Below are 17077 nucleotides of genomic sequence, written 5' to 3'. Positions count from 1 at the left end.
GCGAGTGAACAACGCATCGGCCGCAGTCTATCACAGTTCCCTTTTTTCACCGGCACCGGCGCGCTCAGGCAAAAGGTAAAAAAAACGGGGAACGCGCCGTGCGCATTCCCCGTCTAAGCGTTGCCGTTAAGCGATTAACGCCGGCCCCTTGGGTGCGCCAGCGGGTTGTGCGGCAACTGCTGGTAGTGTTCACGCCAGGCGGCGCCTTCCGGCAGCAGCCAGACGCGCTGGTGCAGACGAGCCAGCGTGACCGGATCGCTCAGCAGTTCCAGACGCTTGCCCTTCACCAGCTTCTCCGGCCCCAGCTGCAACGCTTCGTTTACCCGCTCCTCGCGATTGCGATCGAGCGTCGCGCGCAGGTGGTGACGCGCCGTCGCCAGCGCCGTCGCCAACGCGTTGAAGGACGGGTTGACCACCGCGTGCATAAAGCCGTTGGTCAACGCGCGGTTGCGGTTGAGATGCAGGTACTCTTCCGTCGCCAGCAGCTCACGCGGCGGATTGTACTCTTCCGGGATCAGGAACAGCTTGGCGCGTTTGCTTTTCATGCCCAGCGTCGCGCGGCTCGACAGCACCGACACGAACGGCGACAGGATCAGCGAGAACACGATTGGCGACAGCCACCACAGGAAACGCAGATCCAGCCACGCCATGCCGCCGGCCCACACCAGGCCCAGCAACATCTGCGAGCCATGGCGGCGGAACGCTTCGCCCCACGGCGTGTCGTCGTCGTCACGCTGCGGCGAATTCCACACCACTTCCCAACCGAGGAAGGCGCTCACCACGAACACGGTATGGAACAGCATGCGCACCGGCGCCAACAGCACCGAGAACAGCATTTCCATCAGCATCGAAATGAACAAACGGAACGCGCCGCCATACTCTTTCGCCCCCTTGGCCCAGATCAGCACGATGCTGAGCAGCTTCGGCAGGAACAGCAGCACCAGCGTGGTGGAGAACAGCGCTATCGCCAGCTCGGGCCGCCACTGCGGCCAGACCGGGAACAGCTGCCGCGGCTGCAGGAAGTATTGCGGCTCCATCAGGGTATGCACCACCTGCAATGCGGTGGAGAGCGCCAGGAACATGAACCACAGCGGCGCCGACAGGTAGGACATCACGCCGGTGAGGAACACCGCACGGTGCACCGGGTGCATGCCCTTCACCAGGAACAGGCGGAAGTTCATCAGGTTGCCGTGGCACCAGCGACGGTCGCGTTTCAGCTCATCCAGCAGGTTCGGCGGCAGCTCTTCGTAACTGCCCGGCAGATCGTAAGCGATCCACACGCCCCAGCCGGCGCGGCGCATCAGCGCCGCTTCAACGAAGTCGTGCGACAAGATAGAACCGGCGAAGGAGCCCTCGCCCGGCAGCGGCGCCAGCGCACAGTGCTCGATAAACGGCTTCACGCGGATGATGGCGTTATGGCCCCAGTAGTGCGACTCGCCCAGCTGCCAGAAATGCAGACCGGCGGTAAACAGCGGCCCGTAAACGCGGGTAGCGAACTGCTGCACGCGCGCGTACAGGGTATCCATGCCGGACGCCTTCGGCGCGGACTGGATGATGCCGGCGTTCGGGTTGGCTTCCATCAGGCGTACCAGCCCGGTGAGGCATTCGCCGCTCATCACGCTGTCAGCATCCAGGATCACCATGTAGCTGTACTCACCGCCCCAGCGACGGCAGAAGTCGTCGATGTTGCCGCTCTTGCGTTTGACGCGGCGGCGGCGGCGGCGATAGAAGATGCGGCCGTGGCCGTCGACATCGCGGCACAGCTCCATCCACGCCTTTTGCTCGGCCACGCAGATGTCCGGATCGTAGCTGTCGCTCAGCACGTAGATATCGAAGTGTTCCAGCTGACCGGTCGCGGCGACGGACTCATAGGTCGCGCGCAGGCCGGCGAACACGCGTTCGACGTCTTCGTTGCAGATCGGCATGATCAGCGCGGTGCGGTGCGCCGGGTTGATCGGCTCATCGCCCTTGATGGTGGAGGAAATGCTGTATTTGTCCTTGCCGATCAGCAGCTGCAGGAAGCCCATCAGCGCGGTCCAGAAACCGGCCGAGACCCAGCAGAACAGCACGGCGAACAGGATCAGAATGCCGGTTTGCAGCACATACGGCAGCAGCTGCAGCACCGACTGCATCAGATCCTGGTCCAGCATGGCGATAGGATCGATCAGCGCCCAGCCCTGGTAAGGCAAGATGGTTTTCATATACCAGGTGGCGATGCCGGTTTGCACCAGCATCAGCACCAGCAGCACATAGCGGCGCATGGAGCCGACGGTACGCCAGCGGTTCTCGGCCTCGGCCTCCTCTTTGGTGGCGTGCCGATTGTGCGGCGACCGCCCCAGCAGAGAATCCCAGAAGCGCGCCACCGGGTTGGTGCGCCAGGCTTCCGGGAACATGGTGGTGCGTTTGATCGGCGGCGTCGCCTTCAGAATGGCGCGCCCTTCGGCGTCGGTATCGAAGTCGTCATCGCTGACCGCATCCGGCCAGGCGCTTTCGATACGCGGTTTGACCGAGGCCAGCGCCACGTCATCCGCCGACAGGCTATTGACGTTGGCGTCGGCGGCGCCCATCTGCCGATGGAGCGCCTCCAGAGCCTGAGCGTCATCCGCCGTTTTAGGGGTAAGCGCCTCCGACCGCTCGGCGGTCAGAGGCAGCGCCGCAAGATAATCCTGGGCGGGTTGAGTAGGCTTATTCATTGGCAGGTAGCTGATAGCTCCAGGTTTCCGACAGTGTCTTATCGCCATTGACCAGCGCCGCGCGCATTTCTACCGGCTTCTTGTCGTCTTTCACTTTCAGACGCACCGTCAGGCGCCAGCCTTTGGTCACTGGGTTATAGCGGACGTTGTTTTCTACCATTTCACCGTTGTCGCCGATGCTGATCTGAGAAGCGACCGGCGTATTGGCGTCCAGCGCTTTCAGCACCGGGCCGACGAAATCGACCAGGAAGGCGACGCTGCCGTCAGGCTCGCGGATCAGGTTGGACTGCTTCACGTCACCGGTCGAACGCATGGTCCGCGCCACATAGGCGATGTCTTGCGAATGCAGTTTGTCTTCATCGCGGGTGAAGTTCAGACGGTAGCTCAGCGTCAGCGGTTTTTTGGCTTCCGGCAAGGTATCCGGCGTCCAGAACGCGACGATGTTGTCGTTGGTTTCATCCGCCGTTGGGATCTCCACCAGCTCGACCTTGCCTTTGCCCCAGTCGCCTTTCGGTTCGATCCAGGCGCTCGGGCGCAGATCGTAACGATCGTCCAGATCTTCGTACTCTTTGAAGTTGCGACCGCGCTGCAGCAGACCGAAGCCTTTCGGATTCTCAACGGTATAGGTGCTGACGGACAGGTGTTTAGGATTGTTCAGCGGACGCCAGATCCACTCGCCGTTGCCGGCATGGATAGACAGACCGTTGGAATCGTGCAGCGCCGGGCGGTAGTTCAGCGTCGGCGACGGCTGGTTCGGGCCGAACAGGAACATGCTGGTCAGCGGCGCCAGGCCCAATTTGCCCACCTTATCGCGCAGGAACACTTTGGACTCGACGTCCACGGTGGTGTCACGGCCCGGGATCACCGTGAAACGGTAAGCGCCGGTGGCGCGCGGGGAATCCAGCAGCGCGTAGATCACCAGATGTTTGTCGCCCTGCTTCGGACGCTCAACCCAGAATTCGCGGAAACGCGGGAACTCTTCGCCGGAAGGCAAAGCGGTATCGATAGCCAGGCCACGAGCGGAAAGCCCGTAAACCTGCCCTTTACCCACCACGCGGAAATAGCTCGCGCCCAGCAGGCTCATAATCTCATCGTTTTTGTCGGCGCTGTTGATCGGGTAGAGCACCTTGAAGCCGGCAAAGCCGAGGTTCTTCACTGATTCAGGATCGTGTTTGACCGAGCCGAAGTTGAAGTAATCCGGGCTGTACTTGATCTGTTTTACGCTGGTAGAGGTGACTTCGTTGATTTTCACCGGCGTATCGAAATACATCCCCTGATGATAAAACTCAAGCTTGAAAGGGGTTTTCAGCTTGCTCCAATAGGCTTTATCGTGATTGAACTGAATCTGCTGATAGTCTGCGAACTTCATCTCGCGGAACTGAGAAGGAAGGTTGCTCTTCGGGGCTTCGAAACCTTTCGCAGCCAGATCCTGCGCCTGCTTGGCCACATCATCAATAGAAAAGGCCCATGCCGGCGAACTGAACAGCGTGAACAATACGGTAGCACCTAACCAACGAACGCTCGCGGCGCGTGGTTGTCCGGATAATATATTAACTAGCACATCCCCCCCTATTCGTGTGCTCAAATCATTTAAATCCATATTAATGGATTACTCAGCTTTCCGACAACATGATAAATGGATGGTTCATGTTTACGGCTCATTGTTTAAGCAGCTGATGGAGCACCAGCGTAGCAAGCCGCGCAACAAGACGCTATGGAAAAATGCGAGGGGCTATAGTAGGGTTCCGGATAACAATTTAACGTTTGACGACTTATTAAGCGTGTTAATGAGCACCCGATTAAATCACCAGCGGTAATCTATGACTAAAGGCAGCAAACAGCGCGAGTTTTTCCTCGATTCGATCCGAGCCTATTTGATGCTGCTCGGCATTCCGTTTCACCTTTCTCTGATTTATTCCAGCCACGCCTGGGCGGTGAACAGCGCGTCGCCCTCCTTCTCGCTCACGGTGCTGAACGACTTCATCCACGCCTTCCGCATGCAGGTGTTCTTCGTGATTTCCGGCTACTTCTCCTACATGCTCTACGAGCGTTACGAGCGCCATCAGTGGCTGAAGGTCAGGCTGGAGCGAGTGGCGATCCCGCTGTTGAGCTCCATCCCGCTAATTACGGTGCCGCAATTTTTCATGCTGAAATATTTCACCGATAAATTAAACGGCTGGGACGAGTTTTCTCTCTATCAGAAAATAAATGTAACAGTTTGGGAATTGGTGTCTCATCTGTGGTTCTTATTGACCCTGTCATTGTTAACCTTCGCCTGCTTTTATCTGTTCCGCAAAATCAAGCGTCAAACCCGCGAGCCTATTCCAGTGTTAATCAACAGAATGCGTGGATTAGGAAACATCTCACTGTGTTTCTTTATTTATGCGGTATGCTATTCGGCCGCGCACCGTATTATTTTAATTTTCGCGCCACAGCTATTATCCAATGGCCTGTTCAATTTCGTGGTGATGGAGACGATGTTCTACCTGCCGTTCTTCATCCTCGGCGCCTATGCGTTTAAGTATGTGTGGCTTAAAGAGATTTTTCTGCGCCGTTCGCCGCTGGCGCTGCTCGGTTCGCTGCTGCTGTTTATCGCATATATGCTGAACCAGAAACTGTTGGCGCACAGCAGCTATATGTTCGAGCTGGAAGTGGTGATCAAAACCCTAATGGGGATCCTGATGACCAATGTGGTGTTCTCTTTCGGGCATAACCTGCTGAATTATCACTCGCCGCGCATCACCTATCTGGTCAACGCCTCGCTGTTTATATATCTGGTGCACCATCCTTTGACCCTGATATATGGCGCTTTCGTGACGCCTTATATCGGCAACAACCTGTTGGGGTTCTTGCTGGGCCTGCTGTTTGTGTTCTCGCTGGCCTTCGCTTTATATGAGCTGCACAAACGCATCCCGGTGCTGCGCTTCCTGTTCTCCGGCAAGCCGCAATAAGGCCTTACGCCATTTCTGGGTGATGAATTATCGCCCAGAAATTAACCACATCAATGTTATGGTCCCTTCCATTACCGCTGCGGCATCGGCAGCACCCTGAGCATTTTCCTAATATTAATCCTAATCCCTGGGACGCATTGCAAAACGGCAACTGCCTGTTACGCTCACTATTGATACTTATAAATTAGTTGCGTTACTTTCTGGGCAAGGTACACATATGAGAGAAGCATGGGTCGATTATGCAAAAGGGATCGGCATCATTCTCGTGGTTTTCGGCCACGTCAACCGCGGTCTATACAGCGCAGGCATTCAACTTCCCGGCTCGTTCTATCAACTGACAGACAGCGTTATCTACAGCTTCCATATGCCGCTGTTTTTCTTCCTTTCAGGTTTGTTTTTTACGCAGTCGCTGGAGAGAAAGGGCAAAACTCGCTTCGTCATCAGCAAGATCGATACCATCGTCTACCCCTATGTGATCTGGTCGCTGCTGCAAGGCTTGGTGGAAGTCTTATTGTCACGTTACACCAATAATCCTTCGAGCCTCGGCGATGTCCTGGCGCTGTTTACGCATCCTCGCGCGCAGTTTTGGTTCTTGTATGCCTTGTTTATGGTCTTTGTGTTAGCAACTTTACTGTATAGCAAAGATGCATACCGTTATCTTCTGCCGGTGTTGATCGTCATCAGCATGGGGCTGTATCTCTACCAAGATAACCTCACCAAAGCCTTCCATTTCGATTACATCACCCGGTTCTTGATCTTCTTCCTGCTTGGCGCTTTGGCCGTTCGTTACGCTTCTCATATCGCCAATCTGGGCTTTGGCTCGCTGTTGGCTTCCCTGTTCGCGTTTATCGCGCTGCAATGGGGATTCCACGGCTATTCCGGCTTGCTGTATACCGATGCAGGAAGTTTCTCCCTGATACTGGCGGTTGAAGCCATCTTCTTCATCGTCACCCTATCGGTTATGTTGGCTAAAACGAAGCTTTCCTGGCTGCGCCGACTCGGTGAATTGAGCATGGTGATCTATCTGATGCATATCCTCGCCACCAGCGGTTTACGCATCATACTGACCAAGTTTCTGCACGTCAGCAATTGGCCGGCGCATGCGATCCTCGGCACTCTGGTTGGCTTGAGCGCGCCCATTATCGCTTATCTGCTGATACAGCGCCTGCATCTCAATTTTCTGTTGGAGCGTCCTCGCTTCAATAGTCGTCTGCAAAAAGAAAAAATCTCCTGAGGGCGGTTCCGCCGCCCCTGCCCGCTGTTCCTGACACTATACTTGATGGCGCAACCTGCCGGTTGCGTCTTCTTCCCCATGCCACACAGAGCACACATTGTTCAGCTTGACGTCGTCCGTTAAGGCAAAGTGATACGGCGGCATAGATAACCTGGCCGTTATAACTGCAATGCATAAGTAGAAATCCGGATCCCTGCCTTACGGTAGTGATTGGGCTCAACCCCCGAAGGGCTGCGCGATCGCTTGATTGATTCGATGGCGTTACCTGTCTCTCCCTTCCGTCACGACAGAGAGGATTTTGAATGACCGATAAAAACACCCAGGCTCAGGAAGCCGTAGCGGAAAACGCCACCCTGTTGAAGATCCTCAGCAGGTTGCTGTCCGCGCTGGATGCTTCGATCAGCGGTAAAGAACGCAGCGTTTTGGTCGCTGAGCTCTCCAACTTCAATCTCGACGGCATTTCCGAAGCGGAACGCAAACTGGCCACCGAGCTGATCAAACGGTCGCTGGAATCGCTCGACCATTAACCCTACCGCGCCTGCAAACCATTAAGCCTGCCTGCGCGGGCTTAATGGTTTTTCCCGCCGTGCAAACCCGGCATTATTGCCAAAACCGAAATACAGCAGCCTGATAATGTTGGATAAAAGGCAGAACTTCACCCCTTCCCCTCACTTTCTTAGTTTAATCGCACCAAAGGGTAATAATTGATCGATTGTTTTCGCAATCAGCCTTGGCGTTTTACCCACTAAACACGTTATCATCGAAACACGCGCAGTGCCCCCTATCCCCCAGCCTCAGGAGAACGATATTTTGGATGCCAGCACCATTAACAGCTTGTTCGTCATCGGTGCCGTGCTGGTGGGGGCAAGCATTCTGCTCAGCTCATTTTCTTCCCGGCTCGGCATTCCGATCCTGGTGATCTTCCTCGCGATCGGCATGCTGGCCGGCGTTGACGGCCCCGGTGGCATCGTCTTCAGCAATTATCCGGTCGCTTATCTGGTCAGCAACCTCGCGTTGGCCGTGATCCTGCTCGATGGCGGCATGCGCACCCGGGTCAGCTCGTTCCGCGTGGCGCTGTGGCCGGCACTGTCTCTCGCCACCGTCGGCGTGGTGATCACCGCCGGCCTGACCGGCATGGCCGCCGCCTGGCTGTTCAATCTCGATCTGCTGCAGGGGTTGCTGATCGGCGCCATCATCGGTTCTACCGACGCCGCCGCGGTATTCTCGCTGCTGGGCGGCAAAGGGCTGAACGAACGCGTCAGCGCCACGCTGGAGATCGAGTCCGGTAGCAACGATCCTATGGCGGTATTTCTCACCATCACGCTGATTGCGATGATCGCCGCCGGGGAAACCGCGCTGAGCTGGACCTTCCCGCTGCATCTAATGCAGCAGTTCGGCATGGGCATCGTCTTCGGTCTCGGCGGCGGCTGGCTGCTGCTGACGCTGATTAACCACATCAAGCTGGCGGACGGCCTCTACCCGCTGCTGGCGGTAAGCGGTGGCATTCTTATTTTCGCGCTGACCACGGCGCTGGACGGCAGCGGCATTCTGGCGGTATACCTGTGCGGCCTGCTGCTGGGCAACCGTCCAATTCGCAACCGTCACGGCATCGTGCAAACCTTCGATGGCCTGGCATGGCTCAGCCAGATCGGCATGTTCCTGGTGCTCGGCCTGCTGCTCAACCCGCATGAGCTGCTGCCGATCGCCATCCCTGCCCTGCTGCTGTCGCTGTGGATGATCCTGTTCGCACGCCCGCTGTCGGTGTTTATCGGCCTGCTGCCGTTCCGCAGCTTTACCCTGCGCGAACGCGGCTTTATTTCCTGGGTTGGCCTGCGCGGCGCGGTACCGGTGATCCTGGCGGTGTTCCCGATGATGGCCGGGCTGCCCAACGCCCAGCTGTTCTTTAACGTGGCGTTCTTCGTGGTGCTGGTCTCCCTGCTGCTGCAAGGCACCACGCTGTCGTTCGCCGCCAAAAAGGCCAAGGTGATCGTGCCGCCGGCGCTGACGCCGATCTCCCGCGTTGGGCTGGACGTGCACCCGGAAAACCAGTGGGAACAGTTTGTGTATCAGCTTTCGGCGGAAAACTGGTGCGTCGGCGCCGCGCTGCGCGAGCTGAAAATGCCACCCAATACCCGCATCGCCGCCCTGTTCCGCGGCAAAGAGCTGCTGCACCCTAGCGGCAGTACCCGGCTGCGCGAGAACGATATCCTGTGCGTTATCGGCCATGAGCACGATCTGCCGATCCTCGGCAAACTGTTTAGCCAAGCGCCGGCCGTGACGCTCGACGAACGCTTCTTCGGCGACTTTATCCTGCAATCCGACGCCCGTTTAAGCGACATCTCGCAGGTTTATGGCCTCAATCTGCAAGACGATGTCGACGAGCAACAGACGCTGGGGCAGTTCGTCATTCAGCTGATCGGCGGTGAACCGGTGATCGGCGACCAGGTGGAATGGGACGGCCTGACCTGGACCATTGCCGAAATGGAGGGCAATCAGGTCAGCAAGATAGGCGTCAGGATCGTGACCGACTAACGCGGCCGCGTTATCAGATGAGGGAACTTCTGGCCTTAAGAACGTTCTTAATCACTATCATGATGCATGAAGTACGGCGTCGCTGAATTATATCCGTTTGATATAAAAACAATTTAACAGCGGCACCAACGGGGATTAGGGATGTGAACGGCAAGACTCGATTTCTTTCGGTGATGATGATCATGGCGCTGGGCGTAGCGGCGCTCGATCTCAGCATCGCCGGTTTGGTCCATAGACTTTTAATTGGATAATTTCAACGTGACGCAGCGGGAACAAGAAAAAGACATTCTGGGGAAAATACTGGTGACGGTGTCCGCGCTTTGCCTGATTCTGGTGGCGGCGTTCCTCATCTGGGGATTCATGCTAGACTGATACCGAGGACGCTCAGAGATAAAAAAAACCGCCGCGGCGGTTTTTTTATGGGTCAGGCGCTCAGATCTTGCAACCTTCGCAGTCCGCTTCGTCTTCGAGGAATTCAGGGATCTCTTTTACCTTCTGCGCCGCTTTTTCTTCGGCTTTCGCCAGTTCAGCATCGATATCAAAATCGAAAATATCATCACTCATCGCTTGGTCCTCATTCTGCTTCGCGTTCAAACGCTGAGTATAATCGACAAGCCGCCGGCCGGAAACCTTTCAGTTTGCCGCCGCCAGCTGCGATGGCTCATCCTGCGGCTTTTTTCCGTAGGCCATGTCGTACACGTCGTAGAAGTCGATTTCGCCCTTGTTGCCGATGATCACCCGCATCTTCTGTTTCAACGCGGCGCCGATGGACGGCTCATCCAGCAACTGCTGCACCGCATAAGGCGACAGCGCGCGGGTGAAGTACCACTCACCGTTATAGCACACCCGCAGGTCCAGCACCCCGATGTCCTCGAAGCGGTAGACCGGCCGGATCTCTATCAGCAGCATGGCGAACATGAACAGCACAAAGGCGGTGAAGCCGAGGAAGGCATACATCCCCATGTACGGCACCTGATACATCACGGCGATCACCGCGAAGTAACCGGCGAACATGGCAAGGCACAAATAGCGGTGAGTGCGGGCGAATTCGCTGTTGAAGCGCGGCTTGCCGTCGCGCCCTTCGCGCCGATTGATCTGTTCAATCTCTTTAACCAAGATGCTTTTAATCGCGTCCATCGTTACAACCTTATGCTGGAAACAGCATTGCCATCAAATCTCACCGCTAAAAGTAACACAAGTACAGTTTTGCCGGGTAGATCAGTTAACCAACTTAATGGCGGCAACTGTTATAGTTCGGCTTCAGCGTGGTTGAGCGGCTTTGCCTTGCGCAAACATGAACATGCGCTGGGCTACGTCGTCGGCCTGTTTGATTTTCTGCTTTTGCGGTTCGTTGCTGCGTTGAATGGCGCGGGCGTAGGCAATTTCATGGGCCTGATCGATCATCGCGATGATGCGATCACGTTCAGTCTTCTCCATATTGCCCAACATGGTGGTGATAATCGCCTGGTAAGCGTTGGACGCGGCGGTCAGCGCCTTCTCTCTCGCCTCGAGGGCGGCGACGCGTTGCAAGAGTTCCTGCAGTTGCTCGGAGTGGGACATATCGACCTCCTGTTGCCGGGCAGCAAGCCTGCCTGATTACAGTTTAGCAAAGGATCGAGAGAGAAAGAGGAAGGAAAGCCAGCGGTTACGGTAAAGCACACCCGAAAATCCCAACGAGGAGCCGATAGTGCAAATCAACCCGGGTGCGCTTTACGGTAAGCGCGATGAGATGAAGTGAAAGAAAGCTGGCGCGCTATGCAGGACTCGAACCCGCGTCTATCAATTTTCAAGCCAAAACAAGCCATTATAAAACCAATCACTCTGCCAACTGAGTTAATAGCGCGTTCCTTCGCTTCGGGGCGTTATTATCCATAACAACATTATGGACTCAAGCTTTTTTAGCATAATGCCCTGATTTTACGGATAAGTCTTAGGTTATCGCCAGCGTTATGGCCTTACGGCAGCTCAATAATCGGGTAATCGCCGGCGATAAGCGGCTTGCACAAAATCTTGTAGCCATCGCTGTCGAAATGGCTAGCCGCGCTCTGTAGCCGCTCCGCCTGCGCCAGATTGCCGACCGAGCCCAGATAAAACCAATTGTGGATCACATGGTACTGACGCAGCGTCTCGCCCTGCTCCTCCAGCGCCACGCGCCCGGCGAACGGCCAACAGGCGATGCGCAGCTGCTCAAGCGCCGCGCTGAGCCGCAGCGCATGCTCCTGCGCCGACTCCACGCCACAGCATGCGCCCGCGCACTTGCGCAGGCTGTAGCGGAAACAGGCTCGCCCCGCCGGCAGCTTGTCGATCCCCAGCTTGCCGTAACATAAACGATGCTCGTCGGCGATGGCGCGCAGCTTTTCCAGCGCGGCGTGGCGATTGGCAAACAGCCCGTAGAGATGGGGCGTGACGGCGAAGTCGATCTCTTTGGCGTGAGCAATCGTCACCGCATCTGCCTGCAAGCGCAGCGCACACAGCTGTTTCGAGCGCCGCAGACGTTTGTTGAACAGCGGCTGTTGTTGTTTGATCAACTGCGCCTCCAGCAGCAATGCGCCCAACTCACCGGCGGTCTCGATAAAGCTGATGCGTCGGGTTTGGCGCAGCATTTTAGCCTCGTCCTGCGCGCGGAAGTGCGCCATCACCCGGCTGCGTATATTGACGCTTTTACCGATGTAAAGCGGCAGGCTCTCGCTTTGACCGTGAAACACATACACGCCCGGCCCTTTAGGCAACGGCGTCAGGCAGGCGCGCAGGTGCTCCGGGTATTGATAAATGTCGAGTTCTGGCTCGAGGCGGTTTGGCATCATGGCGGTGGCATTATCCTGCTGATGAATGAATACTGGTTTTTTACCCAGTATAACGCCCAACGCAGCCGGTTGCACACCCGGCGGATAATAACTCACCGTGATCTTTAACGGGAAAGCCTTTACTATCCCCTTTCCAGCGGGAAAGCGCCTCACGTTTAGCGCCAGTTCAAGCTGGCGCTGCCATGATGGCAGACTGGAACCGCCGCTTTTATCGTTATGGAAAACCTGGGTATGTCATCACTGAAACTCCCCTCCCGCCGTCTGGCGTTGATCGCCGCCATCGTTTTCATCGCCGTCGCTGTCGCGCTGGCCATCTTTTGGCAACGTCCGCCGCAGCAGGATTACGTTACCGCGCCGGCCCGTCTGGGCGATATCGAAAACGCCGTGCTGGCCACCGGGCGGCTGGATGCCATCGAACGCGTCAACGTCGGCGCCCGCGTCTCCGGCGAAGTCAAATCGCTGAAGGTCAAGCTGGGCGATCGCGTCACCAAAGGGCAACCGATCGCCGACATCGACGATCTGCAACAGCGCAACGATCTGCGCAACGCCGAAGCGGCGCTGAACGTAGTCAAAGCCAATATGTTAGCCAAACAGGCCTTGCTGAAACAGGCGGAGTCGCGTTTCAAACGTCAGCGCCGCATGCTGAACGACGAAGCCAGTTCCCGGGAAGACTTCGAGACCGCCGAAGCCTCGCTCGCCACCACTCGCGCCGATCTGCAGGCGCTCAATGCGCAGTTGGTGCAATCGCAGATCGAAGTCGAGAAGAAAAAAATCGATCTGGGCTATACCCGCGTGGTTGCGCCAATGGACGGCATTGTTATCGCCGTGGTCACGCAGCAGGGACAAACGGTCAACTCCAGCCAAAGTGCGCCGACCATCGTCAAGCTGGCGCGGCTGGATATGATGACCATTAAGGCGCAGATCTCCGAAGCCGACATCACCCGCATTTCGCCGGGACAAAAGGCTTACTTCACTATTTTTTCCGATCCGGATAAGCGCTACGACGCCACGCTGCGCACCATCGAGCTGGCACCGGAATCGGTGATGAAAGACGACTCGCTCGCCGGCACCAGCTCCGCTTCCGGCTCCGGCACCTCGAACGCCTCGGTCTATTACAACGCGCTGCTGGACGTGCCAAACCCGGAAAACCGCCTGCGTATCGCCATGACCGCGCAGGTGTCCTTACTGCTCGGCGACGCGAAGAACACCCTGCTGGTGCCGATCCAGGCGGTGCATAAAATCGATGGCAAAGAGCAGCAGGTGCAGGTGCTGACCCAGGACCAGCGGTTGGAAACGCGCAAAGTGACCACCGGCATCACCAACAATGTCGACATTCAGATCCTCAGCGGCCTGAAAGCCGGTGAAACCGTGGTGCTGTCGCAGCCCGCCGCCAAATCGGCTGAGGATGGCATCTTCCTGTGAACGCGATCATCGAACTAAAAGGCATCAGCCGAACGTACACCAACGGCGGTCAAGCGTTAACGGTGTTGAAAGATATCGATCTGACCATCGCCGCCGGCGAGCTGGTGGCGATCATCGGCGCCTCCGGCTCCGGCAAATCGACGCTGATGAACATCATGGGCTGCCTCGACGTGCCGGATCGCGGCGATTACTACATCAGCGGCCAAAACGCCGCCCACCTGTCGCCGGACGAATTGGCCCGCCTGCGCCGCGAACATATCGGTTTTATCTTCCAGCGCTATCACCTGATGCCCGATCTCAGCGCGCTGGGCAACGTCGAAATCCCGGCCATCTACGCCAACGCCCGGCGCGATCAGCGTCGGCAGCGGGCGGCGCAATTGCTGGCGCGGTTGGGGCTTGAGGGACGCGAAGACCACAAGCCCGGCCAGCTTTCCGGCGGCCAACAGCAGCGCGTCAGCATCGCCCGCTCCCTGATCAACGGCGGTGAGATCATCCTGGCGGACGAACCGACCGGCGCGCTGGACACCCAATCCGGCCAGGAAGTGCTGGCGATCCTGAGCGAACTGAATCAGCGCGGCCACACCGTGGTGATCGTCACCCACGATATGAAAGTGGCGCAACATGCGCAGCGCGTCATCGAACTGCAAGACGGCAAGATCATCGCTGACAGCGGCCGCAAGTCGGCGTCCGGCCCATCGTTGCCGCCGCCGAACCGCAGCCGGCAAAGCGGCTGGCAACGCCTGAACGACCGCACCCGCGAATCGCTGCACATGGCGCTGAAAGCGATGAACGCTCATCGTCTGCGCACCGCGCTGACCATGACCGGCATCATCTTCGGCATCGCCGCCGTGGTCACGGTAGTGGCGCTGGGCGAAGGCGCCAAACAGCGCACGCTGGAAAACCTCAAAGATCTCGGCACTAACGTGGTAAGCATCTATCCGGGCCGCGATTTCTTCGACGACGCCATCGACAGCATCCGCACTCTGGTGCCGGCCGATGCCGACGCGCTGGCGCAGCAAAGCTTCGTCGACAGCGTCAGCCCGGAAGTAGACGCTTCCGACAGCATCCGTTTTCGCAGCAAATCCGCCACCGCCTCGATCACCGGCGTCGGGCGCGACTATTTCCGCGTTAACGGCGTCGAGCTGTTACAAGGCGTGACTTTCCGCGACGATCGTAATGCGCTGCAGGAAGTGATCATCGACGACAATGCGCGCCAGGCGCTGTTCGGCGATTTCGGCGTCGAGCCGCTCGGCCAGATCGTGTTTCTCGGCTCGGTGCCGGCCCGGGTGATCGGTGTGGCGAAAAGCAATCGCAACTACGCGCCCAATCGCATCACTGTTTGGATGCCCTACAGCACGGTGATGTATCGCATGGTAGGCAAACCGACGCTCAGCGGCATCACCGTTCGGCTAAAGGACAATGTCGCCAGCGAATCGGCCGTCACCGCTATCACACAGCTGTTGACCCAACGCCATGGCGTAAAAGATTTCCGTTTGTACAACTTCGATAAAATCCGAAAGTCCATCGAACGCACGTCAATGACTTTCAGCCTGCTGATCCTGATGGTGGCGTCCATCGCGCTGGTGATCGGCAGCCTGGGCGTGATGAACATCATGCTGGTCTCGGTGACCGAACGCACCCACGAAATCGGCGTGCGCATGGCGGTCGGCGCGCGGCGCAGCGACATCATGCAACAGTTCATGATAGAGGCGGTGCTGGTCTGTCTGATCGGCGGCGCTTTGGGCATCGCGCTGTCGTTCGCCGCCGGGTCGCTGTTCACCTCGCTGGCGGGCGGCATGTTCACCGCCATCTATTCCTGGCAAGCCGCCGCCACGGCGTTTTTCTGTTCAACCTTAATCGGCATGATCTTCGGTTATCTCCCCGCCCGCAAAGCGGCAAGGATGGATCCGGTCGTTTCATTGGCCAGCGAGTAACCCATGAAAATTTTATCTCCCCTGGCGTTAAGCCTCGCCGCCCTGCTCACCGCCGGCTGCGGCAATGCCCTGAAAAGCGACTACCGGGCGCCGCAGGTCAACTATCCTGCGGGGTGGCAATACGCTGCCGACAACGCCGCGCCGACGCCGTTCGACTGGCGCGATTTCCGCGATCCCGAGCTCGATCGTTGGCTGCAACAGGTGATGGCGAGCAATAACGATCTGGCCGCCGCCGCGCTGCGCGTTTACCGCGCGCGGCTCGAGGCAGAACGCGTCGGCATCAGCACCGCGCCCGGCGTCAGCGCCTCATTAGGCAGCAGCATTAATCGCCCGCTGTCCGAGTCCTCCGCGTGGAATAAAACCAGCAACGCGTCGCTCACCACCAGCTATGAGGTCGATCTGTGGGGCAAGCTGGCGCGCCAGCGCGACGCGGCCGAGTGGAGCAGCCAGGCTTCCGTGCAGGATCTGCAGGCGGCGCGCCTGAAGCTGTTGGCCGACGCCGCCACCAACTACTGGCGCATCGGTTTTCTCAATCAACAAATCAGCGTCAGCCAGGCGAGCATCGCCTATGCCAAAACGACGCTGCGGCTGGCCAACGCCCGTTATCAGGCCGGCAGCATCTCGGCGCTGGACGTAGTGAATGCGGAACAAAACTTGCTGACGCAGGAACGCAGCCTGGTGGCGTTACAACACGATCGTCAACAGGCGCTGAACGAACAGGCGGTGCTGCTGGGCGCGCCATCAGGCCAGGCCACCATCGCGCCCGCGCGCCTGCCGACGACGGCGATGCCGCAGATCAACACCGGCATTCCCGCCAGCGTCCTGAGCCGTCGCCCGGATCTCAGCGCTCAAGAGCTGCGGTTGCGCGCCGCCCTGGCCAACGTCGATGAAAAACGTCTGCAATACTATCCCGCGTTCAGCCTGACCGGTTCACTGGGCGCCAGCAGCAGCGCGCTGCTGGAATTCCTGCGCAACCCGACGGGCAGCCTCAGCGCCGGCCTGACGCTGCCGTTCCTGCAGTGGCGGCAAATGGGCGTGGAGATCAAGATCGCCCGCAACGACTATGAACAGCAAGTTCTGGCCTTCAAGCAGGCGCTGTACAAAGCGATGGGCGATGTGAACAACGCGCTGTCACTGCGCACGCAGCTGCTGGCGCAGGAGACGCAGTTGCGCGCCTCATTGGCGTTGGCGCGTAAATCGGAGCGGTTGAACGAGGTGCGTTACCGACAGGGCGCCGTCACCATTACCGACTGGCTGAACGCTCAGGAACAACGCCGTCAGGCGGAACTGGCGGTGGATGAGAACCGCTTCGCGCAGTACCAGAATCTGGCGAAAATCTATCTCGAATTCGGCGGTTCATCGGCGCCGTAATCTCACCGGCCTGGCCACCTGGCCAGGCGTTTTTTTAGCGGCGAACACATCAATTTTTCCTGTTTTATCTCCCGTATTCTCTATACTGGAAACACCATCAATCAGCCGAAAAATCGCCAGATCGCACAATTATCAG

The 17077-nt window shown here is 57.9% G+C and carries 14 protein-coding genes and 1 tRNA gene; 8 read left to right on the top strand and 7 right to left on the bottom strand.

Translation table 11 applies throughout. From position 1 onward, the window contains the following. Positions 1 to 134: 134 nt before the first annotated feature. Both mdoH and mdoG read right to left on the bottom strand, forming a co-directional pair. A complete protein-coding gene (gene mdoH / locus ACJ8IP_RS01010; RefSeq protein ID WP_442524279.1) occupies positions 135 to 2693 on the bottom strand; it encodes a glucans biosynthesis glucosyltransferase MdoH in 2559 nt (852 codons plus the stop codon). Beyond that, on the bottom strand, positions 2686 to 4254 hold the full coding sequence (mdoG, locus tag ACJ8IP_RS01005) for a glucans biosynthesis protein MdoG (RefSeq protein WP_169539530.1): 1569 nt from the start codon (positions 4252 to 4254) through the stop codon (positions 2686 to 2688). Before mdoG ends, mdoH begins: the two co-directional genes overlap by 8 nt. A 259-nt stretch (positions 4255 to 4513) precedes the next feature. Here mdoG and mdoC point away from each other — a divergent pair, with 259 nt between their 5' ends. The 5 genes from mdoC (at position 4514) to ACJ8IP_RS00980 (ending at position 9782) form a co-directional block, all read left to right on the top strand. Further along, the gene (gene mdoC / locus ACJ8IP_RS01000; RefSeq protein ID WP_164106097.1) at positions 4514 to 5644 is read left to right on the top strand and encodes a glucans biosynthesis protein MdoC; all 1131 of its coding nucleotides are present in this window, start codon (positions 4514 to 4516) and stop codon (positions 5642 to 5644) included. A 217-nt stretch (positions 5645 to 5861) separates the two neighbouring features. Then, positions 5862 to 6878 carry an acyltransferase family protein gene (locus ACJ8IP_RS00995; RefSeq protein WP_164106098.1) on the top strand — a complete coding sequence of 339 codons (1017 nt, stop codon included), beginning with the start codon at positions 5862 to 5864 and terminating at the stop codon, positions 6876 to 6878. Positions 6879 to 7180: 302 nt separating this feature from the next. Beyond that, complete coding sequence (locus ACJ8IP_RS00990) at positions 7181 to 7405, top strand: hypothetical protein (protein ID WP_033642653.1); 225 nt, start codon at positions 7181 to 7183, stop codon at positions 7403 to 7405. Between the two features lie 283 nt (positions 7406 to 7688). After that, entirely contained in the window at positions 7689 to 9410 is a 1722-nt protein-coding gene (locus ACJ8IP_RS00985) for a potassium/proton antiporter (protein ID WP_004927894.1), read from the top strand. A 243-nt stretch (positions 9411 to 9653) separates the two neighbouring features. Then, positions 9654 to 9782 (top strand): hypothetical protein, encoded by a 129-nt coding sequence (locus tag ACJ8IP_RS00980; protein WP_033642652.1) that lies wholly within the window; start codon positions 9654 to 9656, stop codon positions 9780 to 9782. Between the two features lie 60 nt (positions 9783 to 9842). On the opposite strand, the gene ACJ8IP_RS00975 is transcribed toward ACJ8IP_RS00980, so the two are convergent. The 5 genes from ACJ8IP_RS00975 to cho form a co-directional block, all read right to left on the bottom strand. After that, positions 9843 to 9974 carry a hypothetical protein gene (locus tag ACJ8IP_RS00975; RefSeq protein ID WP_261105404.1) on the bottom strand — a complete coding sequence of 44 codons (132 nt, stop codon included), beginning with the start codon at positions 9972 to 9974 and terminating at the stop codon, positions 9843 to 9845. A gap of 69 nt (positions 9975 to 10043) precedes the next feature. Further along, positions 10044 to 10547: a YlaC family protein gene (locus ACJ8IP_RS00970; RefSeq protein WP_047026308.1), complete on the bottom strand. Its 504-nt coding sequence runs from the start codon at positions 10545 to 10547 to the stop codon at positions 10044 to 10046. Between the two features lie 123 nt (positions 10548 to 10670). Next, the gene (locus ACJ8IP_RS00965; protein WP_033642650.1) at positions 10671 to 10970 is read right to left on the bottom strand and encodes a sigma-S stabilization anti-adapter protein IraP; all 300 of its coding nucleotides are present in this window, start codon (positions 10968 to 10970) and stop codon (positions 10671 to 10673) included. Positions 10971 to 11156: 186 nt separating this feature from the next. Beyond that, positions 11157 to 11253, bottom strand: a tRNA-OTHER gene (locus ACJ8IP_RS00960). A gap of 112 nt (positions 11254 to 11365) precedes the next feature. Next, entirely contained in the window at positions 11366 to 12214 is an 849-nt protein-coding gene (gene cho, locus ACJ8IP_RS00955; RefSeq protein WP_072627902.1) for an excinuclease Cho, read from the bottom strand. A gap of 216 nt (positions 12215 to 12430) precedes the next feature. On the opposite strand from cho, the gene ACJ8IP_RS00950 reads away from it, so the two are divergent. From ACJ8IP_RS00950 to ACJ8IP_RS00940, 3 genes are read left to right on the top strand one after another with little or no spacing between them, the layout of a single operon-like run. After that, entirely contained in the window at positions 12431 to 13636 is a 1206-nt protein-coding gene (locus tag ACJ8IP_RS00950; RefSeq protein WP_080280844.1) for an efflux RND transporter periplasmic adaptor subunit, read from the top strand. Continuing rightward, complete coding sequence (locus ACJ8IP_RS00945) at positions 13633 to 15570, top strand: MacB family efflux pump subunit (RefSeq protein ID WP_442524278.1); 1938 nt, start codon at positions 13633 to 13635, stop codon at positions 15568 to 15570. Before ACJ8IP_RS00950 ends, ACJ8IP_RS00945 begins: the two co-directional genes overlap by 4 nt. Before the next feature lie 3 nt (positions 15571 to 15573). After that, positions 15574 to 16941: a TolC family protein gene (locus tag ACJ8IP_RS00940; RefSeq protein WP_164106099.1), complete on the top strand. Its 1368-nt coding sequence runs from the start codon at positions 15574 to 15576 to the stop codon at positions 16939 to 16941. Positions 16942 to 17077: the final 136 nt, after the last annotated feature.

Origin of the sequence: Serratia sp. CY52157 (assembly GCF_052168495.1) — a bacterium.
Lineage (GTDB): Bacteria > Pseudomonadota > Gammaproteobacteria > Enterobacterales > Enterobacteriaceae > Serratia > Serratia ureilytica.
Note: the sequence above shows the minus strand (reverse complement) of the source record. Positions and strands in the feature narration are given on the sequence as shown.